This window comes from Laceyella putida (assembly GCF_042665195.1).
Classification (GTDB): domain Bacteria; phylum Bacillota; class Bacilli; order Thermoactinomycetales; family Thermoactinomycetaceae; genus Laceyella; species Laceyella putida.
Genome location: NZ_JBHTBW010000047.1, coordinates 165,486 through 190,369, shown reverse-complemented (window position 1 = coordinate 190,369; position 24,884 = coordinate 165,486). Strand labels below are relative to the sequence as shown.

Below are 24,884 nucleotides of genomic sequence, written 5' to 3'. Positions count from 1 at the left end.
CGTTGCACCTGGTGCGGGGTGCAGGTGCAACTGCGGTCTTCCTCGTAGCCGAAAAAGCCGCAGGGGCAAGGATTCATCGAGGCCACCAGCATCAGCTCGGCGGGAAAAGTCAGCACGGCGCGCGCCCGGCCCAAGGTGACTTCCCGGTCTTCCAAGGGTTGGCGCAAGACTTCCAACACCGTCTTGGAGAACTCCGGCAACTCATCCAAGAACAACACGCCGCGATGGGCCAGGCTCACTTCCCCCGGCTTGAGCACGGTTCCGCCTCCGACCAAGCCCGCGGTGGATATCGTGTGGTGGGGCGAGCGAAAAGGCCGTTCCGTGATCAGGCGCCCGCGCTCCTTGATCAAACCGGCGATGCTGCATATTTTCGTCACTTCCAACGACTCTTGCAGGTCCATCTTGGGCAGGATGGTGGGGATCCTCCTTGCCAACATCGTTTTGCCCGAACCGGGAGGGCCGATTAAAAGTAGATTATGCCCTCCGGCCGCTGCCACTTCCATGGCCCGTTTCACATGGTTTTGCCCTTGCACATCAGAGAAATCTATCGAAAACGCAGACTCGCCGCGTTCTTGTTCCATTGATTTCAGATCAGGTGTCCAATCTCCCCGGAAATAATCCATCGCTTGCTTTAATGAAGCGACCGGAACCATCCGCACCCCCTCAACCAACGCCCCTTCAGCCGCATTGGCCGCCGGCAGCACCACTTCCTCCAATCCCGCTTCCCGCGCCGCCATCACCATGGCCAACACCCCGCTTAAGGGGCGCAGGCTTCCATCCAAGGCCAGCTCTCCTATGAAGAGGATGTGCTTCATCTGTTCCACCGACAATTGTTGGCTGGCGATCAACACCCCCATGGCGATGGCCAAGTCAAAGCCGGAACCTTCTTTTTTCACATCGGCGGGGGCCAAGTTGGTTGTGATCCGCTGAAGCGGAAAATTGGCTTCACTGTTTTTGATGGCCGCCCGGACGCGATCTTTGGCTTCCCTGACCGCCGAATCGGGCAGACCGACGATGTCAAACATGGGCAACCCATTGCTGATATCCACTTCTACCTCCACCAGCAGTCCATCTATGCCCAGGACACTGGCACTGTTTAGTTTGGCGTACACATCTATTCCCCCGGAAATAAATGGAATGAACATTATTCCTAATTTTTCTAGATCACTCGACAAATTTCCTGTCTCTTGCCCGATCTATTCAAATTTCGTGCACAAAAAAAGCCGGAACGCGAATGCCCTTTTCCGCGTTCCGGCTACGACCTCCGCTATATCCGGGGTCAAACGCCTCCTGTCATAAAGCTGGAAGTGAAGGCGCCTCCTTTTGCCCTGAGTATTCGATTTTCAATAAGACCAAAATGAAAAAAGGGTTGAATTTTTTATCATAAGGACTTATAATATTGAAATACGAGATTGATCTGGATTGAATTCACATGTTATTAGGGGATACTTTTAACGTGTATCTCGTAATAACATGTGAATTTTTTTTGGTAAAAATCGAGTAAATCATTCATTTTATTTGGAGGTCTCACAATGAGCAAAACGACTGGCACAGTTAAATGGTTTAATGCGGAAAAAGGATATGGATTCATCGAAGTTCCCAACAATGACGATGTGTTTGTGCATTTTTCCGCCATTACGGGCGAAGGATTCAAAACCCTTGAAGAAGGTCAACGCGTAAGCTTTGACATCGTTGAAAACGACCGCCGCGGAGTGCAAGCCGCAAACGTTGAAAAACTGTAAGTCCGATCTGACCAAGCTGTTGGTTTACCGCCAACAGCTTTTTCATTTTCCGATCATCCGGGTTTTTAGAAACAAAAAAAGACTCTTCCCATGGGAAAAGCCTTAAAACGCCCCTTCAATATGATCGATGCAGATCGGTGTCAAATCGCGGGCCAATAAGACGGACATCACATCAATCCTTTGTGGTAGCCCGTGCAATCGGTTCACTTGCGCATATTGCATTGCCAATCTTCGCACTTTTTGTTGTTTGCGATAATCGACCGATTCCATGCCAACGCCAAAGCGGTTGCTGGTCGTCGTCCGCACTTCCACGATGACCAGCGTCTGCCCTTGACGGGCCGCGATATCGATTTCTCCCAATTTGCTCGTCCAATTGCGGTCCAATATACGATAACCTTTATGTAACAGTAGGTTTGCGGCCGCTTCTTCACCCGCCCGCCCAATCTCTTTCCGACGGTCTGTTTTCATGGGCGGGGGCTCCATTCGGCAAATAGCGTTCCTTGCTCTTCGATGATTTCCCGCACCGGCGCAAAACTCCGGCGATGAAGCGGCGTGGGCCCATATTGGCGCAAAGCGGCGAGATGCTCGGGCGTTCCATAACCCACATGCTGATCAAATCCGTACGCGGGATACTCTTGCGCCGCTTGTTTCATCAACAAGTCCCGGGTGGTTTTGGCGATGATGGAGGCTGCGGCGATGGAATGGCTTAAGCTGTCCCCTTTAATGATTCCCTGTTGCGGGATGGCCACTCCGGGAATCTTCACGGCGTCGGCCAAAATCATCTGGGGTGCGGGAGTTAATTGGGATAACGCGATGCGCATCGCCTGATAAGTGGCTTGCAAGATATTGTGTTTGTCAATGTACGCCGCATCGACGATCCCCACGCCGATCGCCAGTGCCTCTTGTTCAATCCGTTGTTTCAGGGTCAACCGCATCTCCTCTGACAATTGCTTGGAATCGTTCATTCCCGTCGCATCGAAGTGGGAAGGCAAAATGACTGCGGCGGCAACCACGGGACCCGCCAACGGGCCACGCCCCGCTTCATCCACTCCCGCCACATGCTGAACCCCTTGCGCCCAATACCGACGCTCAACTTCCCACATCTTCTCGATGCGGTCGCGTTCCTTCTGTTTGCGGACTTGTTCTTTTTGGTAGCTCTCCACCAACTTGCGCACGCCAGCCCTGCCATCGTTTAATAACCGCTCCAATTCTTCAGGAGCGACGTTCTCCGTTGTCCGCAACCATTCTTTAATCTCGGGAATCGTCCGTTTCATCCAGATTCTCCTCTTCCTTTAACCAATCCTCTGGTTTCTCCAACGTAATGCGTCCGATTCTCCCCGCACGCAAATCCGTTAAAATGATTTCCGCCGTTTTTTCATAATCCACTTCCCCACCGCGAATGAGGCAGCCGCGTTTTTTGCCGATTTCCTCCATCAACCCAACCCGTTCAAACGCCGCCAAGTCTTTTAACTTATAGCGTTCCATCAGGTAAGTCGGATATCGTTCGGCGAGAAACTCCAACGCATAAAGGGCCACTTCATCGATCGGGAGGATTTCCCCTTTGATCGCACCGCTGACGGCCAACCTCATCCCCACTGTGGGATCGTCGAATTTGGGCCATAGGATTCCCGGGGTATCCAGGATTTCCATCGATTGTCCCACCCGAATCCACTGCTGCGCTTTGGTGACACCCGGGCGATCTCCCGTCACAGTCGCATTCCTTTTGGCTAAGCGGTTAATGATGGTCGACTTTCCCACGTTGGGAATCCCCACCACCATGACGCGAAACTTTCTCGATTGGATCCCTTTTTTCTCCCTTGCCGCAAACAATGGAGCCAAAACCCGTTCACACTGGGGCACGATCTGATTCACCCCTTTGCCTGACTGGGCATCAATCGGCAATACATGGATCCCTTGCTCACTGAAATAAGCTTTCCACTCTTTGGTGACCTGTTCATCCGCCAGATCACTTTTCGTCAACAAAATCAACCGGGGCTTATCCTTCACGATCTCATTCATCATCGGATTGCGGCTCGACATCGGCAAACGGGCATCGAGCAGCTCAATCACGATGTCGACCAAGTTCAGCTTCTCCGTTACTTGGCGCCGGGCTTTGGCCATATGCCCCGGAAACCATTGAATTGTGTTCATCATTCTGTGAATCCCTTTCCTGACCTAATTTTATCAAATCTTGCTATGTACAGAGATGGGAAAAGAGCTTGATCATGCTCAAGCCCTTTGGTTATCTTCCTTTATAGTAATTTCCAATGATTGAACGGCCAATAAACGATTTCCGCACGGCCAACAATCGCGGACATGCCAATCGGGCCAATGACTCGGCTATCCGTGCTATCCAAACGATTATCTCCCAACACAAACACTTTGCCCGGCGGCACCTTCACCAGATCAAAATCCCGTGTGCGCATCTCAGCCACAAGATAAGGCTCTTCCATAATCTTGCCGTTGATGAGGATTTTATTATTTTTTGCCTCCACCGTTTCTCCGGGAAGGGCGATCACACGTTTCACATAATCTTTGTGATGCGGCGCGTGAAACACCACCACTTCGCCGCGGCGGGGTTCACCAAAGCGGTAAACCAGCTTGTTCACCAGTATCAAATTCCCTGTTTCCAATGTCGTTTGCATCGAGGGTCCAACGACATTAAAAGGTTCAAACACAAAGATGCGGATCATGACTGCCAGTGACACTGCCAGCAACACCGCAACCGTCCATTCTCTCGCTCTGATCCTTCTTCGTCTACGCAGCCGCTCCGAGCGAGACATCGGCAGTTTCATGATAAGTTCCCCCATTTACCTGCCTTGCTTGGAAAAGGAAATAAATGTGAGAAAAAGGGCTTGAACATCCAAGCCCTTTCTTCAATACACGACGCTTAGCGGTGCAGTTCTTTAATGCGAGCCGCTTTACCGCGCAGGTTGCGCAGGTAGTACAGTTTCGCACGACGCACTTTACCGCGACGAGTTACTTCGATTTTCTCGATGCGTGGGGAGTGTAATGGGAAGGTACGCTCAACCCCTACGCCGTAAGAGATTTTACGAACGGTGAAAGTTTCGGAAACGCCACCGCCGCGACGTTGGATTACAACGCCTTCGAAAACCTGAATACGTTCGCGTTGACCCTCTTTAACCTTTACGTGTACACGCAAGGTGTCACCCGCACGGAATTGAGGAATATCTTTACGAAGTTGCCCTTCAGTGATTTCACGAATGATTGGACGCATGCCAGCCAACCTCCTTTCAATAACAAATCCAAGCATTGGCTCCGTTTTCCTATGAACGGAGAATATTGTATCATACGACCTGATTGAAAACAATTACTCGCCTTGGCGCACACTCTTTTCCAATTCCCGCAAGAATTGGCGATCTTCAGCGGTGAGCGGAGCACTCTCCAACAAATCGGGCCGGCGCTCCCAAGTGCGCCGGAGCGACTCTTGGCGCCGCCATTGTTCGATCCGCGCATGATGTCCCGACAGCAAGACATCCGGTACCTTGAGTCCGCGGTACTCCGCTGGACGCGTATACTGCGGGTACTCGAGGAGCCCGGTGGAAAAGGAATCCGTCACGGCGGAGGACTCATTGCCCAACACACCTGGCACGAGCCGACTCACACTGTCCATGATCACCATGGCCGGCAATTCGCCCCCAGTGAGGACATAATCGCCGATGGAGATCTCCTCCGTAACCAGATGCTGGCGAATGCGTTCATCATAACCTTCATAATGGCCACAAAGGAAGATGAGATGGGAATGCTCGGCAAGTTCTTCTGCTTTCTTTTGCGTAAATGGTTTTCCTTGCGGTGACATGAGCAGAATGGGCGGACGCTCATCCGTATGGGTCAAGAGTTCATCGATCGCCGTGAAGATCGGCTCTGGCTTGAGCACCATGCCACCGCCACCGCCATAGGGCATATCATCCACTGTACGGTGCTTATCCGTGGCATAATCACGGAAATTGATGAGCTGTGTTTCAATCAACCCTTTTTCATGAGCTTTTTTAATAATACTGGAATGCAAAAATCCCGAAAACATCTCCGGAAAAAGGGTTAACACATCAAATCGAATCTGTGGCACTTCAGTCAAGCCCCTCCATCCACTCGATCGTAATCCGCCGCTCCTTAATGTCAACCTGTTTCACCACATCCGCAATATAGGGAAGCAAAAGCTCCTTGCCTTTGCCATCCGGCCTTACCACCCATACGTCGTTGGCCGGCAAAGCCAAAATGTCCCTTACCGTGCCCAGTTCTTTTCCCTCTGTCGTCACAACGGTACAGCCGATGATCTGGTGGAAGTAAAATTCCCCTTCCTCTTCGTTCACAGGCGCGAGATCCTCTTTCGACACCACGAACTTACCGCCTTTGTAAGGCTCCGCTTCGTTGATGTTGTCCCATTCCTTAAACTTGACCAACCATACCGATTTATGGGGACGACTCTTTTCCACCGTCAAAGAGAGTGGCTCCTTCATGCTGGGATGGGCAAGGAGAAGGGTGCTGCCAGGCGCAAACCGCACATCGGGGAAATCCGTAACCGAGAGAATGCGCACTTCACCGCGAACGCCATGTGTGCCCACAAATCGGCCAACATTGAGGTATTCCGCTGTATTCATGCCGCATCCTCCCCACTCATTTGATTTCGACCCATACGCGTTTCTTCTCCTTCCCATGTGCTCGGCTGACCACCGTACGAATCGCTTTGGCGATCCGCCCTTGTCGGCCAATCACTTTTCCCAGATCCTCTTTGGCAACTGACAATTCGTAGATGACCCGATCCTCAGCCACCCGCTCAGTCACCTTCACTTGATCGGGGTGATCCACCAAGGAACACGCAATCCATTCAATCAGTTCTTTCATATGTGATGACCCTCCGGTCTTCCGCACAAGAAATGGTTCTGAAATTACTCTTTATCGCTTTTCAGGATACCTTCACGGCGGAACAGGTTGCGGACGGTATCAGATGGTTGAGCGCCATTGGCCAGCCATTTCAGAGCTTTCTCTGCATCGATTTTCACCGTGGCTGGTTGAGTCAACGGATTGTAGTATCCGATCTCATCGATGGAACGACCATCGCGTGGTGCGCGGGAGTCAGCTACTACCACACGGTAGAATGGAGCTTTCTTCGCACCCATGCGTCTTAAACGGATTTTCACTGCCATTGCCAATTCACCTCCTAGTCAGGGTATCAAGACACCATTATGACATGAATGGGAAGCGAAAGCCACCGCGTTTTTTCTTTTTCATGCCTTTGGCCATATTGGAAAACTGCTTCATCATCTTCTTCATATCTTCAAACTGCTTCAGCAGCCGGTTCACATCTTGCACGGTCGTCCCGCTGCCGGTCGCAATGCGTTTGCGGCGGCTGGCGTTGATGATTTCCGGATGCGCCTTTTCCTGTGGCGTCATCGACTTGATAATCGCCTCGACACGCGCCAGTTGTTTTTCATCGACTTGGATGTTTTTCAATCCTTTGACCTGGCCCGCGCCGGGGAGCATCGACAGCATATCTTCAAGCGGCCCCATCTTGCGCACTTGTTGCAACTGATCCAAGAAATCATCAAACGTAAAGCTGAGCGTCCGCATTTTGCGCTCCAGGTCCTTGGCTTTCTCTTGATCGACGGCCGACTGGGCTTTTTCGATCAGACTGAGCACATCGCCCATGCCCAAGATGCGGGAAGCCATCCGATCTGGATGAAACGGCTCCAAGGCTTCGGTCTTCTCGCCCATCCCGACAAACTTAATCGGACAGTCGGTCACCGATTTGACCGAGAGCGCGGCCCCCCCACGGGTATCCCCGTCCAGCTTGGTGAGAACCACGCCGGTGAGGCCCAGTTGTTTATTAAAGTGATCCGCCACGTTCACCGCATCTTGACCTGTCATCGCATCGACGACGAGCAGAATCTCATCGGGCTCGATCCGTTCGCGGATCTGTTTTAATTCATCCATCATCTGTTCATCGATATGCAGACGACCCGCCGTATCGATGATCACGTAGTCAAAACCTTCTGCCGAGGCTTTGGCTACCCCTTGTTCCGCGATGGTCACCGGACTTACCTGATCACCGAGCGAGAACACGGGTGTATTCAAATCCGCACCCAATACTTCCAGTTGCTTGATCGCCGCAGGACGATAAACGTCCGCCGCCACAAGGAGGGTGCGTCGATTTTGCTTTTGCAAAAAACGAGCCAATTTGCCAGAAGTGGTGGTTTTACCGGCACCTTGCAAACCGACCATCATGATCTTGGTTGGCGGCTTATCGGCTTGAGCGAGCTTGCTCTGCTCTCCTCCCATCAGTCGGGTCAACTCTTCGTTTACCACTTTGATCACTTGCTGTCCGGGAGTCAAACTCTGCAATACCTCTTGCCCGACCGCGCGCTCTTTGACCCGGTCAATAAAGCTTTTGACCACCTTGAAGTTCACGTCTGCTTCCAGCAAGGCCAGACGCACTTCCCGCATCGCCTCTTTCACATCGGCTTCGGTCACTTTCCCTTTGCCGCGCAACTTCTTCATGATGGACTGCAATCGTTCTGACAAGCCTTCAAACGCCATGGTGCCCCCTCCTTCAATCGCTATTAATCGAGGTCAACCATCTGTTTGACGAGCGATTCGACCTTCAGACGCGCTTCTGGCACCTCTTCTAATCGAGCCAACACCTCTTCGGCGATCCGTTGCCGCTCCAGGTGTTTTTTCACAAGGCCTAGTTTCTCCTCAAGTTGAGTCAGCGTCGCCTGAGCCCGCTTGATCGCCTCAAACACCGCTTGGCGTGATACTCCTTGGTGTTCCGCGATTTCACCGAGCGACCAGTCTTCATGGTAATACATTTCCAACAAGGCGCGCTGTTTCTCTCTCAGTAGCGAACCGTAAAAATCGTACAACAGGTTCATCTCTGTGGTTTGCTCCAACACCGGAGTCACCTCATTCGCACCGTCAAGGTGCTAACCTTTACAGGAGTATACTATAGCGGAGCGGCCATCTCTTGTCAAGGCTTTTTCCTTGATAGAGATCATAGACGCAATATTTGCGTAACCGCGCGAAAGGTCGATCGCTCGTCCTTCAGATCAATCCGTCTCGTTTGCGTCAATCATCTCTTTAAACAGCGCATGCAAGAATTGCTCTTTGTCAAAGTCTTGCAAGTCATCCGCCTTTTCGCCCAAGCCGACCAGCTTAACCGGTATTTTCATCTCATGGCTGATCGCGATCACAATGCCGCCTTTGGCCGTGCCATCCAGCTTGGTCAACACGATGCCGGACACGTCAACCGCTTCGCCAAACTGCTTTGCTTGGATTAAGGCGTTTTGCCCGGTTGTCGCGTCCAACACCAGCAACACTTCGTGCGGGCCGTCGGGCACCTCACGCCGGATCACGCGGAACACTTTCTTCAGCTCTTCCATCAGGTTCACTTTGTTTTGCAGGCGACCGGCCGTATCACATAAGAGGATGTCCGCTTTGCGGGACTTCGCCGCTTGGATCCCATCGTAAATGACGGCGGCCGGGTCCGCACCCGCTTGATGTTTGATCACATCCACCCCGACGCGCTGTCCCCACGTTTCTAACTGGTCAATCGCGCCAGCCCGAAAGGTGTCGCCCGCCGCCAACACCACTTTTTTGCCCTCGCTTTTAAAGCGGTGGGCCAGCTTCCCGATGGTGGTGGTTTTCCCAACACCATTCACCCCGACAAACAGGATGACGGTCAATTCGTTTTCTTTCAGGCGCAAATCGTGATCCTCTCCCGCGACATCCATCATCTCGCCGATGAGTTCAGACAAGATGGGCCGAAGTTCTTGGGGATCTTTGATCTTTTGCCTTTTCACCTCATCGCGCAAGCGTTCGACCAATTCCATCGTGGTTTGCACGCCGACATCCGCCGTGATGAGAATCTCTTCCAGCTCCTCGTAAAAATCCTCATCAATTTTCGCGCGGCCGGCAAACAAATCGTTGATCGCGCCGACGAGATTGTTGCTGGTTTTGCTGAGTCCAGTCATGAACTTCTGCGTAACCGCTTCGGTCTTTTGCGCTACGCTTTCACGCAGCCGTTTGAAAAAACTCATGCTACTCCTCCTAACTCTTGCTTGCGGCAACCTCGCTAAGACCATCATACTCTTCCAGCTTCACGGATACCAGCTTGGACACCCCCGATTCTTGCATGGTAATTCCATACAGTACATCGCACGCTTCCATGGTGTGCTTGCGGTGGGTGATGATGATGAACTGCGTCCGGTTGGCGAATTCCCGCATGTACCGCGTATAACGGGTTAAGTTGGCTTCGTCCAACGCCGCATCCACTTCATCCAGCACACAGAACGGCACCGGCTTGATGCGAAGCACGGAATAGAGAAGGGCAAGGGCCGCCAACGCGCGTTCCCCTCCCGAGAGCAGATTGAGGTTTTGCAGTTTTTTGCCCGGAGGTTGCGCCACGATTTCAATTCCCGTCTCCAATAGGTTGTCCGGTTCACTCAGCTTCAGGTCGGCGCGCCCGCCGCCAAACATCTGGACAAACACATGTTGGAACTCCGCCCGAATCATGTCAAACGCTTCTCCGAAACGCCGCCCCATCTCATCGACCAATTGGCCGATGATCTCATAGAGCTTTTGCTTCGCTTCGAGCAAATCGGCTTCCTGTTCCTCCAGGAACTGCAAACGCTCCGTTAAGCGGGCATGTTCCTCAATTGCCCCCAGATTGACATCACCCAACGCGCTTATTTGCCCTTTCAATGAGCGGACCCGCCGTTCCGCCTGAGCCGGCTCTTCGGGAACGGGATAAACTTGCTTGGCCCGTTCATAACTCATTTCGTATTCTTCCGCCAGCTTCTGCAACAAGTGGTTCAGCTCCACATCCAGACGATTGGCGCGCACTTCTTGCTCATGCAGTTTGTTCCCTTGTTTGCGCAATTTTTGTTGGGTGGAGCGCACTTCCTTCTCCTGCGCTTCCCGTTCAAGGACAAGCTGTTCCCGCAAGCTTCTCGTTTCATTGAGGAGTTGCTGCACCTCTTCCTTTTTCGTGCGCAACTGGGCGATGCGCTCTTCCAGCGATTGCATTTCCTGCGTATTTGATTCACGCGCTTCATCCAAGTTGCGCAACTCATCCTGCGCCAACTGTTTCTGCTTGTCCAGGCGCGTCCATTCTTGGCGGATCCGGGTCAAGTTCTCTTCCAGGTTGGTCACTTCCTGATGCAGGCGGGCGACTCGCACCTTGTAATCGGTCATCTGCGCGCCAACCTCTTCTTTCACATTGGCTTGCTGTTTGACCCGCTCTTGCGATTCGCTGATGAGCGCACTCAAAAGTTCCGTCTCCCGTTCCAATTCGCTGATGCTATTCTCCACCCGCGACAATTGTTCTTGAAGCTCTTGCTTTCGTTGCGCCGACTTTTCCTGTTCTTGGCTGAGCGTGCGCAACTGCTCGTCAAGCGTCCGTTCTTCCACCTGGAGTTCCCGCTCTTTTCCGCGCAACTCCTGTTCTTTCAAACGCCGCTCTTCCCCGCGAACCCGCACATCTTCCCATTCCTGCTCCAACGATTGCTTGCGCTGGTTTAGCGAATGGAACTCCCGCTCCACCTGACGCCACGCCTCTTCCACTCGGTTCAGCTCTGCTTCGCATTCTTCCAACTGGCGCGAACGTCCCAGCAGGTTGCTCTTGGTTTGCTGGCGGCTACCCCCTGTCATCGAACCGCCCGGGTTGACCACGTCACCGTCCAACGTCACCACCCGATAACGATATCCTAGACTCCGGGCCAATCGGTTGGCTTGTTCCATTTTCTCTGTGACCACAACCAAACCGAGCAAATTTTCAACCAAGTGGCGATAACGCGGCTCCGTCTTGACCAAATCCGCGGCCACCCCCACAAAGCCTGGGTGGGACTCGCATTTGGCCACTTCATGTTGCGGCAGGGTACGGCTCTTCAACACATCGAGCGGCAAAAAGGTGGCTCGTCCCAATCGCTTCTCCTTCAAATATTGAATGCCATGCCGACCCGTTTGCTCATCTTCAACAACCACATGCTGGAGCGCCCCGCCGAGCGCCGTCTCAATCGCCGCTTCCACCTGTTGCGGCACTTGGATCAATTGGGCCACCGCGCCATGGACGCCAGCGAGCGATGAAACACCGCGGTCGCGCGCTTTGAGCACCTCTTTTACCCCTTGCATGAAACCTTGGTGTTCCGCTTCCATCTCCTTGATCCACTCATGTTGCGAACGGAGGCGGTTGAGCTGCTGTTCCACTTTACGGCTTCGTTCCGTGAGCGCTTTTTCTTCCTGCTCGATTTCGCTCCGCTGCCTTGCCAGCACACGAACTTGTTCAGCCGCTTCCCGCAGTTCTTCCTCGACACGCTGCAATTCACGGGCAATCTGTTCGGACCGCTCCCCCTGCGCCTCTTTCGCTTGCTGGAGCGACTGCCGTTGATCAGCAAAGGTGGTGATTCGCTCCGACAATTCGTTCATCTGTTCGGTCACGTACTGTTTTTCACTGCGCAACGCCACCAACCGGTTGCCGTGTTGTTGCACTTTTTCGGTCAACTCACGCAACTGTTCAGCGTCATTGTTGGATGAGAGGGAGAGTTGCAACTCCAATTTCCCCAGATCCCGTTCCAACTCAGCCAATTCTTCGCGCTTTTGGGAAAGGAGTGAACCGACCCGCTCTTCTTCTGCCTTTAACCGCGCGCACTCCGCTTCCAACTCGCGGATGCGCTCCAACAGCTGTTGTTGCGTCTCCGTCCGATTCTTCACCCGTTCCAAGCGGACCTCCCGCTGCCCCTCCGCTTTTTCCAACTCTTCACTCACCGAGAGCAAGGCCGTCTGCACTTGCTCCCATTTTTGTTCTTGCTCATGCAACTTCGCTTTTAACTCTTCCAACTTTGCTTCACGGCTGCTCACCGCCGATGCCAGGGAGACTTGCTCCTGTGACAGGTTTTTCACTTCTTGCGTCGCTTCCTGCCATTCTTCATGCAACGCTTCGATTTTATGTACATAAAGGCCGATCTCCACTTCTTGCAATTCTGCCTTCAGCTCTTTATATCGGCTCGCTTTCTCCGCCTGTTCGGAGAGCGGCTCCACTTGCCCTTTGAGTTCGTGGATCAGATCATGGATGCGTGAAAGGTTTTGCTCCGTCGCTTCCAGCTTCTTCTCCGCCTCTTTTTTACGCGCTTTGTATTTCACGATCCCGGCCGCCTCTTCGAAGATGGCACGCCGATCTTCCGATTTGGAACTGAGGATTTCGTCGATTTTGCCTTGCCCAATCATGGAATACGCATCTTTTCCAATCCCTGTATCCATGAAGAGCTCATGAATATCTTTGAGACGACAAGATTGCTTGTTGAGGAAATATTCACTTTCCCCAGAGCGGTAGACGCGCCGTGTCACCGTGACTTCCGCATAATCGACAGGCAAACGACGCTCCGTGTTGTCAAATGTCATGGAGACTTCGCAATAGCCGACTGGTTTGCGCGTATCGCTCCCGGCGAAGATTACATCTTCCATTTTATTTCCGCGAAGCGATTTCGCGCTTTGCTCCCCCAGCACCCATCGAATGCCATCGGTGACATTGCTCTTGCCGCTGCCGTTGGGTCCTACCACCGCGGTCACGCCGGGAACAAACTCCAGCTCCGTTCGATCGGCAAACGATTTGAAACCGATCATCTCCAATCGTTTAAGATACATGAGCCCCCTCCTCTCTTCATCTTTCACCTTGATCTATAAATAGAATGAACTGATATATTTTAGCATAAAAAAACATTCCCTGGTGAGATTCAGGGAATGTCCTTCATCAGTATACCCGCGTTCCCAAAGGCGCTTCATGATCAATTCCCAACAGAGATACGCCACCGGCGCTGGAATCAACCCCCAGCACCAACACTTCGGACATGAAATCGGCGATCTGCTTCGGCGGAAAATTCGTAACCGCCACTACCCGTTTGCCGAGCAATTCGTCTATGTGATAAAGTTGTGTAATCTGCGCGCTGCTTCGCTTGATCCCCAACTCCTCGCCAAAATCGATCCACAGCTTGTACGCCGGCTTTCGCGCCTTCTCAAACACTTCCGCCCGGGTGATTTGACCGACGCGCAACTCCACTTTCTGAAAATCGTCATAAGTAATGCCTTTCATCGTAAACTCCCACTCCTTTTTCTGTCCATAAATAACTTCGCGCCAATCCCCATCTCATCCTGCTTCGACCGACTCCCGCAAATGAAAAAAGCTGACAATCTCCAGGGAGAAGTCAGCTTTCAAGCGGGGTGTCACGGCATGGTTCTGTTATGGTGAAACAGTTGCGCGGGCATGTCTTGCAGGTGGTGTCACCCACTTGATAATATAGGCAACACGTCCTGCGAACCCGGATCGGTTCAGGAGCGTGTGCCGGCCAGCATTTTGGCGTGTAATAGCGCCCCAACGGTTGTACTTTTTCACGAAATAAGGAAGCGGGTGCTTCTTGCAGGAGATATTGAAAATCGGCTTCGGCCCGTTTTTTCTCTTCCCCCGTCAAATCCGCCAGTTTCGTCTCATATAACCAGTAGACGTAAACAGCCGTATTTTCCCACAAAATGGAGAGCGGCACACTTGTCACCCGATGGAGTTGGTGCCACAATGGCGTCACATGCCGCTGCACGAGCTGGATGACCAACCGTTCGCGCCAAGCTTCACGGTCAACCCCCGGCTTGGTGACCTTCCATTGTTTGATCTGCGCTGCGAACAGAGACTTTTCTTCCGGTTGTTCCAAGTCGATGCCGATATTGCTCAATGAAAGGTCAAACCCTTTGTTCAAGGCACTCATCGTAAAGAGGGCCGGCACAATCACCATGAATGAATATAATTTAGCGAACTGTGACGCCACCGCCACCAACGATGCCCCACCCGCGCGCTCAGCGAGCCGTTCAAGAAGCAGGCGGCACTGTTGTTCGTCCAAAAGATCCAACGCGGAGCAGGACAAGGAAGAGGCATGATTGGACATGGGACCAATCCGAAACTGCTGTTCCAATATGACCTGCTCCTGTTTCTCCAACCGCTCTAATGTTATCATGCCTGCCCTCTCCTTTCGCCGATTCGCCATTCGATAATGATATTTATTCTCATTATATCGGATTTATTAATACTTATCCACTGGGTTTTGAAAAAAATTATCAGCGAATATAAAAGGTTAGCGTGCCAATTACCAATTGTTTATTGAATTCATTGTATATTTTAATAATTTAAGGGTGTATCATCATTTTTTATCGTAAAGTTTTGATGCCGCGAAGCGACAAGCCGGTTATTCAATCTCCCCGCGTTTTTCTTTCGCTTGATTTTCCTGCAACAGCCGAAGCAATGCTTGATTCTGCCGTTCTATCCGTTTCAGGCGCTTCCAGCTGTTTATGATCAAGACACCCGGCACCAAAAAGAAACCCGTGAACAATAAAAAAGCGACCAGCTGAAACAGCATGGTTCCCCATTCAACTTTTACCGACATGCCGCTCGCCATCCTCTCTTTTTCTCAGGGTAGATGGGTATGCGTTACCAAAGACACCATCGCTAAGCGTTGTGTCGCCAATGGTCCCATCACTTGCCTCTTCGTTTCGCCTTCATTTCGTTTTCACAAGATCCGGCCGGAAAATAAAAAAACCACCGAATCCTTACATGCGGTGGTTTGCACATTATTTTGCTTTCCAACTTTTGAGGGCGACAAGCGCGGCTTGTTGTTCCGCTTCTTTTTTGGAACGGCCCGACCCTTGGCCCAAGCATTTGTCCTCCAAATAAACTTCGGCGACAAAGTGGCGATCATGCGCGGGGCCTTGCATGTCCACGATCCGATACTCCAAGGCGCCCAGCCTTTCCTGTTGCACCAACTCTTGCAACTGGCTTTTGGCATCCAATATGTTGGCCAGCCATTCCTCATTGATTTTCGGAAAGACCAAGTTGTTCAAAAAACGCCGCACTTCATCCAATCCTTGATCTAAAAACAGGGCTCCAATAAAAGCTTCAAACACATCGGCCAAGAGGGAAGGACGGGTTCGGCCTCCCGTCATCTCCTCTCCTTTTCCCAATCGCACAAAGCGCCCAAAATCAAGCTCTCTGGCAAAAGAAGCAAGGGATGCTTCACACACGACACGTGCCCGTGTGCGTGTCAATTCGCCTTCGCTCATGTGCGGATAACGATGAAATAAATACTCCGATACCGCGAGTTCAAGCACCGCATCTCCTAAGAACTCCAAACGCTCATTATCGGGAAACTTCCCATTGTTCTTCCGTTCATGAGCAAATGAAGTGTGGGTGAATGCTTGTTGGAACAACTTTTTGTTTTTAAAGGCCAATCCGATGGACTGTTCCAACCCGGATAAATCCATCATGTGTTCATCCCCTTACGCTTCCGCAAACTCTTTGATGCAAATCGTGGCATTATGTCCACCAAAGCCGAGCGAGTTGGATATCGCCGCACGGACGCGCGCTTTGCGCGCTTCATTTGGCACATAATCCAAATCACAGTCAGGGTCTTGGTTTTCCAAGTTAATCGTTGGCGGAATGATTTGTTCTTTCAGTGTGAGCGCAAGCACAGCCGCTTCAATCGCCCCTGCCGCACCCAACAAGTGACCCATCATCGATTTAGTTGAACTGATTGCCAGTTTGTTCGCATGTTCACCAAACGCCGCTTTAATCGCCATGGTCTCAAACTTATCATTGTAATCGGTCGAGGTACCGTGTGCGTTGATGTAATCAATTTCGTTTGGGTTCAGGCCGGCATCGGCCACTGCCATCAACATGCTGCGCTTCGCCCCATCCCCCTCCGGGTCTGGGCTGGTGATGTGATAAGCATCGGCCGTCATGCCATATCCCACTACTTCGGCGATGATATTGGCACCGCGTTTTTGCGCATGTTCCAACGTTTCCAGAACCAATACGGTTGAACCTTCGCCCATGACGAAGCCGTCACGGTCACGGTCAAACGGACGACTCGCCTTTTGCGGATCATCATTGCGGGACGATAGCGCACCCATCGCGGTAAACCCAGCGATGGCCATTGGCAGAATCGTCGCTTCCGTTCCGCCCGCCAGCATCACATCCGCATCGCCGCGCTGCAACATTTTAAAGGCATCCCCAACGCAGTGCGTTCCCGTTGCGCAAGCCGATATCGCCGCACTGTTGGGCCCTTTGGCACCCGTATGGATGGAAACCATCCCCGAAGCCATGTTGGCAATCATCATTGGCACGAAGAATGGGCTCACCCGGCGTGGGCCACGCTCCATCAACACGCGGTGTTGATCCTCCAGAGTCGCCAATCCTCCAATGCCCGAGCCGACATAGACCCCAACGCGGGTTGCGTCCACTTTTTCCATGTCCAATTCCGCATGTTGCAACGCCTGTTTGGCGGCTCCCACCGCAAATTGCACGAACCGGTCCATACGGCGCGCTTCTTTCTTATCTATATAATTCAGAGGGTCAAAGTCCTTGACCTCTGCGGCAATCCGAACCGCATAGTCTGTCGCGTCAAAATGAGTGATGTTGCCCACTCCCGATTCACCCGCGATCAGACGATTCCAGAATGTATTTACATCGTTACCAAGGGGAGAAATAATTCCAAGACCGGTGATCACAACCCGTTTTTTCACCTGTCCACCGCCTTTCCTCGACATAGCTGATACGCTTAAGTACGTTGTGTATATAAAGTCCCGCAACAGGGAGCGGGACTTTATATTAGTAAGTATGAAGAAAGCGATTAGTTATGTTTGCTGATGTATTCTACAATATCTCCAACGGTGGAGATTTTAGCAGCTTCATCATCGCTGATCTCCAAATCAAACTCATCTTCCAGTTCCATGATGAGGTCTACAACGTCCAGGGAGTCGGCTCCCAAGTCTTCTTTGATGGAAGCTTCCAGTGTCACTTCCGCTGCATCCACATCCAAGCGTTCAACGATAATTTTCTTTACACGCTCCAACGTATCTGCCATGCCTTTCACCTCCCTTCAGTATTATAAGGCACAACTCTTTAACAAGCAATGTGGATCTCAGCTCATCACCATGCCGCCATCCACTTGGATAGTTTGCCCGGTGATATAGCGTCCACTCTCAGAAGCCAAGAATTTGACCGCCTCCGCGATATCTCTTGGCTCGCCGAAGAAGCCGAGCGGAATCTCGGAGAGCATTTGCTTCTTCAATTCTTCATCGAGGACCGCCGTCATATCCGTGGTAATAAAGCCCGGCGCAATCGCATTCACGGTGATTCCACGGCTCGCCAATTCTTTGGCGGTCGTTTTGGTGAGTCCGATCACGCCCGCTTTCGCCGCCACATAGTTCGCTTGTCCAGGATTCCCCGCCAAGCCCACAACGGAGCTGATATTGATGATGCGTCCGCTTTTTTGTTTCATCATGGGACGGATCACCGCTTTGGTGCATAGGAAGACACCCTTGAGATTGGTGTTGATCACTTGGTCCCAATCTTCTTCCTTGATGCGCATCAGCAGATTATCCCGGGTTATGCCTGCGTTATTCACCAAGATATCAATCCGTCCAAAGGTGGACTGCACTTCTTTCATGGCCGCATCCACTTGTTGACTGTCAGACACATCCACTTTGAGGGCAAGCCCTTGGCGTCCCGTAGCTTTTACTGCTTGCATCGTTTCTTCCGCTGCCGCATGATTCCCGGCGTAGAAGATGGCGACATCCGCACCCGCTTCCGCCAATGCTGTTGCGATCGCACGTCCAATCCCGCGCGAACCGCCTGTTACCACCGCAGTTTTACCGTTTAACATATTCGGGTCCCCCCACTGCCTTTTAATCAAGTGATTGAAGTTGAGTAAGCGCCTGTTCCAACGTCTCCATATCTTGAATCGAGATCGTCTTCACCTTGCGGTCCACTTTTTTCACCAGACCGGAAAGGACATTGCCGGCGCCGATCTCCACGAAAGTAGTTACTCCTTGATCCAGCATAAACCGTACACTATCCTCCCACAATACGGGCGAAGCCACTTGTTTTACCAATAGTTCTCTAATGTCTCCCGCTTGTCGGGCCGCTTCTGCCGTCACATTGGCCACAACGGGCACCTTCGCATCTTGAATGGTCACTTCATCGAGTGCCGTTTGAAGCCGCTCACCGGCTGGTTTCATCAGAGAAGAGTGGAAGGGACCGCTGACCGAAAGCGGAATCACCCGTCTCGCTCCCGCTTCGGCGGCTTTTTCACCCGCTTCTTTCACCGCTTCGGCATGCCCGGAGATGACGATTTGTCCCGGTGAGTTATAATTGGCGGGCTCCACCACATGCCCTTCTTTGGACACACTCCGGCAAACCTCGTCCAGCGTGTCGCGTTTCAGATTCATGATCGCCGACATGGCCCCCAAGCCCGCTGGCACCGCTTCTTCCATGTAGGTGCCGCGTTTATGTACGGTCGTCACCGCATCACGGAAGCGGAGCGCTTCTGCCGCCACCAAGGCGGAATATTCTCCCAAGCTATGCCCGGCAACAAAATCGGGTGTGAGCGGGAGCTTCTCCTGAAGCGCGCGGAACAGCGCGATGCTTGTGGTCAGAATCGCGGGCTGGGTATTGGCTGTCAAGCGCAAGGTATCTTCTGGACCCTGAAAGCATAATTCCGATAAAGCATATCCCAACGCTTCATCCGCTTCATTGAAAATTTGTTTGGCTTTCTCGCTTTTTTCGTAAATATCTTGCCCCATTCCCACTTTTTGCGAGCCTTGACCCGGAAAGATAAAAGCGATTTTACCCATCATTTTCCCCTCCCACTTAGTCTAGCGCCCATTTCAGGATCGTCGCGCCCCAGGTGAGTCCGCCGCCAAACCCGCACAAAGCCAGCGTATCCCCTTTTTTGATTCTGCCCGTTTTCACCGCTTCATCCAATGCCACCGGCACGGACGCGGAAGACATGTTGCCATAGCGGTCCAAGTTGACAATCACCTTGTCCTCAGTCAGGCCAACCCGCTTGACCGCCGATTCGATGATGCGGATATTCGCTTGGTGCGGAACCAGGAAATCGATGTCCTCTTTGCCCAAGCCCGCTTTTTTGAGCGCCTCTTCCGTCGCATTGCCCAACACGCGGACAGCAAACTTAAACACTTCCCGCCCGTTCATGAAAATGAAGTGCAAACGCTCCTGCAGCGTTTGTTCGGACGCCGGTTTGCGGGAGCCGCCCGCTTCGAGTTTCAATAATTCCGCACCCGAACCGTCACCTCCCAGTTCGTAGGAGAGAAAGCCGTATCCTTCTTCAACCGGGCCAAGCACAGCCGCTCCCGCGCCATCCCCAAACAAGACGCAGGTGTTGCGGTCTGACCAGTCCACAATGCGCGACAAGCAATCCACCCCAACCACCAATGCGTATTTATACACACCGGTCTTGATGAACTGGGCCGCTGTCGATATCCCATAGAGGAATCCCGTGCAGGCGGCCGAAAGGTCAAACGTCGCCGCTTTGGTCGCGCCGATCCGGTCTTGAACCAGGCATGCCGTCGCCGGAAAGGCCATGTCCGGGGTGACTGTCGCCACGATGATCAGGTCAAGCTGATCCGCTGTCAGTCCCGCATGGACGAGCGCTCGTTCAGCCGCCTTGACGGCCAAATCGGATGAGGCCTGATCGGGTGCGGCAATGCGTCGCTCACGAATCCCCGTTCTCGACACAATCCACTCATCGTTGGTATCAACCATTTTTTCCAAATCGGCATTGGTTAGTACTTTTTCTGGAACATAGGCTCCCGTCCCTAAGATTCCGACTGCTTCCACGCCGTCACTCTCCTCTCCCACGAGAAAATTCTTCTTCCATTTGAGCTATGACATTGTTCGCAACAAAACGGCGGGCTTGGCGAATCGCATTATAAAACGCCGTGGCATCAGACGACCCGTGGGCTTTGATGATCGGCCCGGCTAACCCCAACAGAGGGGCTCCACCATGCTCTTTGTAATCCATCTCTTTGGCGAAGCGCTTCAAACCCGGTTTCAAGATGGCCGCAGCGAGCTTATTGAGAAGATTGGCGGTGAGTTCCTGTTTCAAACGATCAAATATCGCCTTGGCAACCCCCTCCGTATTCTTCAACAAAATGTTGCCGCTGTAGCCGTCACAGACGAGTACTTCACACGGCCCGTATAAAACGTCGCGGGCCTCGACATTTCCCATAAATCGGATCGCATCATCAGCCTGGAACAGGGCGAACGCCGATTTGGTCAATTCCGTTCCTTTGCCCTCTTCCGTCCCGATGTTGAGCAAACCTATGCGCGGCGCGTCAAAACCCAACACTTTCTCCGCATACACGCTGCCCAATCTGGCGTATTGGTGCAGATGCTCCGCCCGCGCCTCCGGATTGGCCCCCACATCCAGCACCAAAATCCCCTTTCCGGACAGCGTGGGGAGAACCGGCGCCAATGCCGGACGGTCCACTCCGGGCAAGCGTCCGGTGTAAAACAATCCAGCCGCCATTAACGCACCCGTATTGCCACCGCTGATAAAAGCGTCCACTTTCTTCTCTTTCACCATCTGGCATCCAACGACGATGGAGGAATCTTTTTTCCGGCGCACTGACCGCACAGGTTCATCCTCTGGTTCAATGATTTCCGTCACTTGTCTAAATTCAATTCCCGGGATCGATTCCGGCAAGATGCTATCACTGCATCCCACCAGGACAATGGTGGTATCCGGCCACTCCCGTGCGGCCATTTTCACTCCTTCGATGACGGCGAATGGAGCATGGTCTCCACCATGTGCATCAATCGCAATCCGCATCATTGCTCCTCCTTACATGGACACACGCTCTTCTTCCAAGCAATACACATCAAAGATCCCTTGGAAGACGATTTCCCCATTGACTTTGGTCTTCACATCTACCTGCAAACTGTTCATCATTTGTTTTCTGATAACTTTAGCGTGTGCGATACATTTCTCGCCTAAACGGACCGGTCGCACAAAGCGAATCCCAGCCGACCCCGTCAATGCCACTTCGGCGTTGACAATGGCGACCGCAAGCGAGTTGGCTTGCGCGAATAAGATGTGCCCACGGGCGATTTGATTGCGGGCAAATACGTGTTCGCTGTTTATTTCCAAAATGGATACACCACTATGATCCAACTGCAGATCGACAATCTCCCCGATCACTTCTTCCCGCAAAAGCGACTTGACTGGATCAAAGTGGTTCTCCGCCATGTGCTTGATCCGTTCCCGCAATTCAGGAATCCCCAATTCGACCCGATCCAGACGAATCGTTTGAATGCTTACATTACACCGTTTGGCCATCTCTTCATCCGTCAAAAATGGATCCTCATGAAAGGCTTGAGCTATCTGCCGTTGTCTCTCTTTTTTTGGGATGCGCATAGCGGAGCCCACCTCTCTTTTAATACCACATTCTAATACCAGGTACTAAGTTAGTATATAAAAAAAATGCTTGTGGGACAATGGAAAAATAAAGAGCCGACGATGGGGTCGGCTCTTCTCTTGTTGGCTCTCTATTACTCGTTCACTACGCCTTCAACTTCGGAGCCTTTGTAGTAACCACACTCTTTGCACACACGATGGGAAAGCTTTGGCGCTCCGCATTGTGGGCAATTGACCATACCTGGTACGGAGAGTTTGAAGTGGGTGCGACGTTTGCGCTTACGAGTTTTAGAAGTGCGTCTAAATGGTACTGCCATGCTGTTTCACCCCCTATAAGAATGTAACATAAGACCGGGAAGTTTTCACACGTCTTTTATTTGTTCTGATCGAGCCAGTCCTGCAAAGCCGCCAAACGCGGATCAATCTTCTCGATTTGGCAATTGCAGGAATCGGCATTCTTATTGACGCCACATTTCGGACATAGTCCTTTGCAATCTTCCCGACACACCGGAATGTAAGGTAGTTGGAGCAAAATCGCTTCCCGTATATACGGTGAGAGATCCAACTCATTTCCTTCGAAATAATGAATCTCCTGCTCCTCTGTCTCCACGGCCCGATGCGCCTCATCCGTGAACAACTCCGTCCACTTGACATGAACAGGCGTTTCGTATTCTTGCAAGCAACGCGAACAAGTAAAGGCCGCCTTGCTTTTCTCTTCAGCATCCACTTCGATCAGATGCGGATCGAGCCGAGTCACACGGGCCTTGACCTCAACGGGCGTTAGCCGGATCAGCCCTGGGACTTCACCTTGCATCGTATCCAGATCAACCGTTTCGTGCATCACGAGTTGCCCGTCTTTTGCTTGGTTCAACTTGTGCAGGGAAATCTGCATGATTCCACTCCTTGTGTAAAAACAGGGTTATTATAAGACACTTAAGCAACACCTGTCAATGTTTTTGACTTGAAAGATGCCCGTTCCCGCAACGGTAACTTTTTTAATGCTTGGACCGCTTCATTCAAATTGGCTACGGGTATCACTCTCATGTTGATTCCTAAGCGTTTCACTGTATCTTTGGCGGTTTTCTCGTTCTGATCTTCTGGATTTATATCTTTGGGACAAAAGAACAGCTCCGCACCTGCTTCATCAGCCGCCACGACTTTGTGCTGAATTCCGCCAATCTGGCCTACTTCGCCATCCGCCGTAATGGTTCCTGTGCCCGCGATGCGATATCCACGGGTTAAATCTTCCGGCACAAGACGGTTTAAAACCTCCAATGTAAACATGAGTCCTGCGGAAGGCCCACCAATCTCTCCGGCATCAATGCGGGCAGGAGGCGTTGTCTTCACATTCACTTTCTCCACCGGAACAATCCCCAAGCCAGCGCGCGGTCTCTCCCCTTTATCCACAGGCAGCGCAACCAAAGGAACCCGCAACTTCCGCTTTTGGCCATCACGCAGGACGGTCAGCGCAATGCGTTCACCCGGGCGCTTCCGGCTCAGGTAAGCGATCAGCTTCTTCGTCGAGGCGGCTGGCTGGCTGTCCATCTGCATGATCAGATCCCCCTCTTGCAAGAGAGGGGTCCCTTCCTTTAAAACCCGCTCAACTTCAATGCCCAGCACCTTCTGTGTCACCGGTCGTTTGGCATAATGATATGCCGCCACAATGGCTTGATTTTGCGATTCCATCATATTTACCTTTTGCCGTCGCTGATAATCCTGTTTATCCTCATCTTGCGCCAAGATTTGTTCTTCCGGCACCAATTCGATGGTGCCTGTCCATCTGGCAAGCAGAAAATCAAAGGGAGATCCCTGCTTCATCGAGATGGTGGTCAGCATAAAACTCCCTTCCCCCACATCCGTTTCCTTTCCCACCGTTACGAGGGGTTGCACTTCTACCGCCTTGCCCGGCCCTATGGCAAAATAAGGAATCGGGATCACGAACGCGCCTCCCATAATGAGACAAATGATCGAGAGGACGATAACCCCCACGATTTTTTGATTAGACCGATTCAAACTCATCTCTTGTGTTCTCTCCTTGCCAATTCTCAATTAACTCCAGCAACTGGGGAAGCATTTTCCGCGCTTCCAATTCTCCTCGCTTAATGCATTCATCCATGCGGTTGAATGCCGTCGGGGAAATATCCGCCACATCCGGATGGATCAAAAAATCCGCCATCGGCAAGCAACGATTGGTAATCTCTTTTTCCATGATAACCAAAGTTTGTGCAATCACATCGAAAATATTTTTGATCTTCGCCTTGTTTACCCTCGGAATCACATCGACGGCAATCACAAAATCGGCGCCCATCTCCCGCACGACGGATACGGGAACCCGGTCGATGACACCGCCGTCCACCAATATTTGATTCTCTAACCGCACCGGTTCAAATATGCCTGGAATCGCAATGCTGGCGCGCACTGCCAAATGGATCGGCCCTTCTTTGAACACCACCGGTTCCCCTTTGACCAAATCGGTTGCCACGATGGCGGTGGGAATCGCCAACTCTTCAATCCGCTTATTGTGCGCCAAGAGGCGAATCAACTCTGTCACCTTTTCCCCGGTGACAAATCCCATCTTGGGAACCGTTAGATCAATCCATTGCTTCATCCGCAATGCGGCCACCAATTTTTCGGACAGGTCCAAATCCAACCGGTTGGCCAAAATCACCGAAACAATGCTCCCCATGCTGCTTCCCGCCACATAATCAATTTCAATCCCCGCTTCTTTCAACACTTTGATGACACCTAGATGCGCCATCCCGCGCGCACCGCCTGAGCTTAAAGCCAAGCCGATTTTAGGGTGTGCCATAGACCTCCCTCCATTCTTTCCACGATTAACGGTCTAAATCATCCATGTGCCACGTAGACATGTTAG

30 protein-coding genes are annotated in these 24,884 nt (G+C 52.0%); 1 reads left to right on the top strand and 29 read right to left on the bottom strand.

Annotation, left to right across the window (positions count from 1 at the left end):
- Positions 1 to 1,112, bottom strand: a 1,112-nt coding sequence (locus tag ACFQNG_RS15195; RefSeq protein ID WP_379866294.1) for a YifB family Mg chelatase-like AAA ATPase, incomplete at its 3' end; no start/stop codon positions are given.
- A gap of 420 nt (positions 1,113 to 1,532) precedes the next feature.
- Between ACFQNG_RS15195 and ACFQNG_RS15190 the strand changes: the two genes are divergently transcribed.
- Positions 1,533 to 1,742, top strand: coding sequence for a cold-shock protein (locus ACFQNG_RS15190; RefSeq protein WP_379866292.1), 210 nt, complete (start codon positions 1,533 to 1,535; stop codon positions 1,740 to 1,742).
- Positions 1,743 to 1,844: 102 nt separating this feature from the next.
- Here ACFQNG_RS15190 and ACFQNG_RS15185 read toward each other — a convergent pair whose 3' ends face one another.
- The 28 genes from ACFQNG_RS15185 to ACFQNG_RS15050 form a co-directional block, all read right to left on the bottom strand.
- Complete coding sequence (locus ACFQNG_RS15185; RefSeq protein WP_379866290.1) at positions 1,845 to 2,210, bottom strand: YraN family protein; 366 nt, start codon at positions 2,208 to 2,210, stop codon at positions 1,845 to 1,847.
- Positions 2,207 to 3,016: a ribonuclease HII gene (locus tag ACFQNG_RS15180; protein ID WP_379866288.1), complete on the bottom strand. Its 810-nt coding sequence runs from the start codon at positions 3,014 to 3,016 to the stop codon at positions 2,207 to 2,209. The genes ACFQNG_RS15185 and ACFQNG_RS15180 overlap by 4 nt, the downstream gene beginning before the upstream one ends.
- The gene (ylqF, locus tag ACFQNG_RS15175; RefSeq protein ID WP_379866285.1) at positions 2,991 to 3,896 is read right to left on the bottom strand and encodes a ribosome biogenesis GTPase YlqF; all 906 of its coding nucleotides are present in this window, start codon (positions 3,894 to 3,896) and stop codon (positions 2,991 to 2,993) included. Before ylqF ends, ACFQNG_RS15180 begins: the two co-directional genes overlap by 26 nt.
- A 98-nt stretch (positions 3,897 to 3,994) precedes the next feature.
- Positions 3,995 to 4,537 carry a signal peptidase I gene (gene lepB, locus ACFQNG_RS15170; RefSeq protein ID WP_379866282.1) on the bottom strand — a complete coding sequence of 181 codons (543 nt, stop codon included), beginning with the start codon at positions 4,535 to 4,537 and terminating at the stop codon, positions 3,995 to 3,997.
- A gap of 95 nt (positions 4,538 to 4,632) precedes the next feature.
- Positions 4,633 to 4,980 carry a 50S ribosomal protein L19 gene (gene rplS, locus ACFQNG_RS15165; RefSeq protein ID WP_379866280.1) on the bottom strand — a complete coding sequence of 116 codons (348 nt, stop codon included), beginning with the start codon at positions 4,978 to 4,980 and terminating at the stop codon, positions 4,633 to 4,635.
- Positions 4,981 to 5,073: 93 nt separating this feature from the next.
- Positions 5,074 to 5,820: a tRNA (guanosine(37)-N1)-methyltransferase TrmD gene (trmD, locus tag ACFQNG_RS15160; protein ID WP_379866310.1), complete on the bottom strand. Its 747-nt coding sequence runs from the start codon at positions 5,818 to 5,820 to the stop codon at positions 5,074 to 5,076.
- Between the two features lie 10 nt (positions 5,821 to 5,830).
- Positions 5,831 to 6,361, bottom strand: coding sequence for a ribosome maturation factor RimM (gene rimM, locus ACFQNG_RS15155; protein WP_379866278.1), 531 nt, complete (start codon positions 6,359 to 6,361; stop codon positions 5,831 to 5,833).
- Positions 6,362 to 6,377: 16 nt separating this feature from the next.
- Positions 6,378 to 6,605, bottom strand: coding sequence for a KH domain-containing protein (locus ACFQNG_RS15150; RefSeq protein ID WP_379866277.1), 228 nt, complete (start codon positions 6,603 to 6,605; stop codon positions 6,378 to 6,380).
- A gap of 44 nt (positions 6,606 to 6,649) precedes the next feature.
- Entirely contained in the window at positions 6,650 to 6,907 is a 258-nt protein-coding gene (gene rpsP, locus ACFQNG_RS15145) for a 30S ribosomal protein S16 (protein ID WP_379866276.1), read from the bottom strand.
- Between the two features lie 37 nt (positions 6,908 to 6,944).
- Positions 6,945 to 8,297 (bottom strand): signal recognition particle protein, encoded by a 1,353-nt coding sequence (gene ffh / locus ACFQNG_RS15140; protein WP_379866275.1) that lies wholly within the window; start codon positions 8,295 to 8,297, stop codon positions 6,945 to 6,947.
- Between the two features lie 23 nt (positions 8,298 to 8,320).
- Positions 8,321 to 8,653, bottom strand: coding sequence for a YlxM family DNA-binding protein (gene ylxM / locus ACFQNG_RS15135; protein ID WP_379866273.1), 333 nt, complete (start codon positions 8,651 to 8,653; stop codon positions 8,321 to 8,323).
- A gap of 153 nt (positions 8,654 to 8,806) precedes the next feature.
- On the bottom strand, positions 8,807 to 9,796 hold the full coding sequence (gene ftsY, locus ACFQNG_RS15130) for a signal recognition particle-docking protein FtsY (protein WP_379866270.1): 990 nt from the start codon (positions 9,794 to 9,796) through the stop codon (positions 8,807 to 8,809).
- Positions 9,797 to 9,806: 10 nt separating this feature from the next.
- Positions 9,807 to 13,397 (bottom strand): chromosome segregation protein SMC, encoded by a 3,591-nt coding sequence (gene smc / locus ACFQNG_RS15125; RefSeq protein ID WP_379866268.1) that lies wholly within the window; start codon positions 13,395 to 13,397, stop codon positions 9,807 to 9,809.
- Positions 13,398 to 13,503: 106 nt separating this feature from the next.
- Positions 13,504 to 13,842, bottom strand: a complete 339-nt coding sequence (locus ACFQNG_RS15120; RefSeq protein ID WP_379866267.1) for a tRNA-binding protein — start codon at positions 13,840 to 13,842, stop codon at positions 13,504 to 13,506.
- Between the two features lie 112 nt (positions 13,843 to 13,954).
- Positions 13,955 to 14,752: an IucA/IucC family C-terminal-domain containing protein gene (locus ACFQNG_RS15115; RefSeq protein ID WP_379866265.1), complete on the bottom strand. Its 798-nt coding sequence runs from the start codon at positions 14,750 to 14,752 to the stop codon at positions 13,955 to 13,957.
- A 228-nt stretch (positions 14,753 to 14,980) separates the two neighbouring features.
- Positions 14,981 to 15,178 (bottom strand): hypothetical protein, encoded by a 198-nt coding sequence (locus ACFQNG_RS15110; protein ID WP_379866264.1) that lies wholly within the window; start codon positions 15,176 to 15,178, stop codon positions 14,981 to 14,983.
- 184 nt (positions 15,179 to 15,362) lie between these two features.
- Positions 15,363 to 16,052, bottom strand: coding sequence for a ribonuclease III (rnc, locus tag ACFQNG_RS15105; protein WP_379866307.1), 690 nt, complete (start codon positions 16,050 to 16,052; stop codon positions 15,363 to 15,365).
- A gap of 15 nt (positions 16,053 to 16,067) precedes the next feature.
- Positions 16,068 to 17,312 carry a beta-ketoacyl-ACP synthase II gene (gene fabF, locus ACFQNG_RS15100; RefSeq protein WP_379866262.1) on the bottom strand — a complete coding sequence of 415 codons (1,245 nt, stop codon included), beginning with the start codon at positions 17,310 to 17,312 and terminating at the stop codon, positions 16,068 to 16,070.
- Positions 17,313 to 17,419: 107 nt separating this feature from the next.
- Complete coding sequence (locus ACFQNG_RS15095; RefSeq protein WP_379866261.1) at positions 17,420 to 17,653, bottom strand: acyl carrier protein; 234 nt, start codon at positions 17,651 to 17,653, stop codon at positions 17,420 to 17,422.
- A gap of 57 nt (positions 17,654 to 17,710) precedes the next feature.
- The gene (fabG, locus tag ACFQNG_RS15090; protein WP_379866260.1) at positions 17,711 to 18,454 is read right to left on the bottom strand and encodes a 3-oxoacyl-[acyl-carrier-protein] reductase; all 744 of its coding nucleotides are present in this window, start codon (positions 18,452 to 18,454) and stop codon (positions 17,711 to 17,713) included.
- 22 nt (positions 18,455 to 18,476) lie between these two features.
- Positions 18,477 to 19,424 carry an ACP S-malonyltransferase gene (gene fabD, locus ACFQNG_RS15085; RefSeq protein ID WP_379866258.1) on the bottom strand — a complete coding sequence of 316 codons (948 nt, stop codon included), beginning with the start codon at positions 19,422 to 19,424 and terminating at the stop codon, positions 18,477 to 18,479.
- Positions 19,425 to 19,440: 16 nt separating this feature from the next.
- Positions 19,441 to 20,430, bottom strand: a complete 990-nt coding sequence (locus ACFQNG_RS15080; protein ID WP_379866257.1) for a beta-ketoacyl-ACP synthase III — start codon at positions 20,428 to 20,430, stop codon at positions 19,441 to 19,443.
- A gap of 4 nt (positions 20,431 to 20,434) precedes the next feature.
- Positions 20,435 to 21,424 (bottom strand): phosphate acyltransferase PlsX, encoded by a 990-nt coding sequence (gene plsX / locus ACFQNG_RS15075; RefSeq protein WP_379866256.1) that lies wholly within the window; start codon positions 21,422 to 21,424, stop codon positions 20,435 to 20,437.
- Between the two features lie 12 nt (positions 21,425 to 21,436).
- Positions 21,437 to 22,009: a transcription factor FapR gene (gene fapR / locus ACFQNG_RS15070; RefSeq protein WP_379866255.1), complete on the bottom strand. Its 573-nt coding sequence runs from the start codon at positions 22,007 to 22,009 to the stop codon at positions 21,437 to 21,439.
- 134 nt (positions 22,010 to 22,143) lie between these two features.
- A complete protein-coding gene (gene rpmF, locus ACFQNG_RS15065) occupies positions 22,144 to 22,326 on the bottom strand; it encodes a 50S ribosomal protein L32 (RefSeq protein WP_379866253.1) in 183 nt (60 codons plus the stop codon).
- Between the two features lie 56 nt (positions 22,327 to 22,382).
- Positions 22,383 to 22,901, bottom strand: coding sequence for a YceD family protein (locus ACFQNG_RS15060; RefSeq protein WP_379866252.1), 519 nt, complete (start codon positions 22,899 to 22,901; stop codon positions 22,383 to 22,385).
- Positions 22,902 to 22,942: 41 nt separating this feature from the next.
- Positions 22,943 to 24,028 carry a SepM family pheromone-processing serine protease gene (locus tag ACFQNG_RS15055; protein ID WP_379866251.1) on the bottom strand — a complete coding sequence of 362 codons (1,086 nt, stop codon included), beginning with the start codon at positions 24,026 to 24,028 and terminating at the stop codon, positions 22,943 to 22,945.
- Positions 24,009 to 24,818 (bottom strand): patatin-like phospholipase family protein, encoded by an 810-nt coding sequence (locus tag ACFQNG_RS15050; RefSeq protein WP_379866250.1) that lies wholly within the window; start codon positions 24,816 to 24,818, stop codon positions 24,009 to 24,011. The genes ACFQNG_RS15055 and ACFQNG_RS15050 overlap by 20 nt, the downstream gene beginning before the upstream one ends.
- Positions 24,819 to 24,884 lie beyond the last annotated feature (66 nt).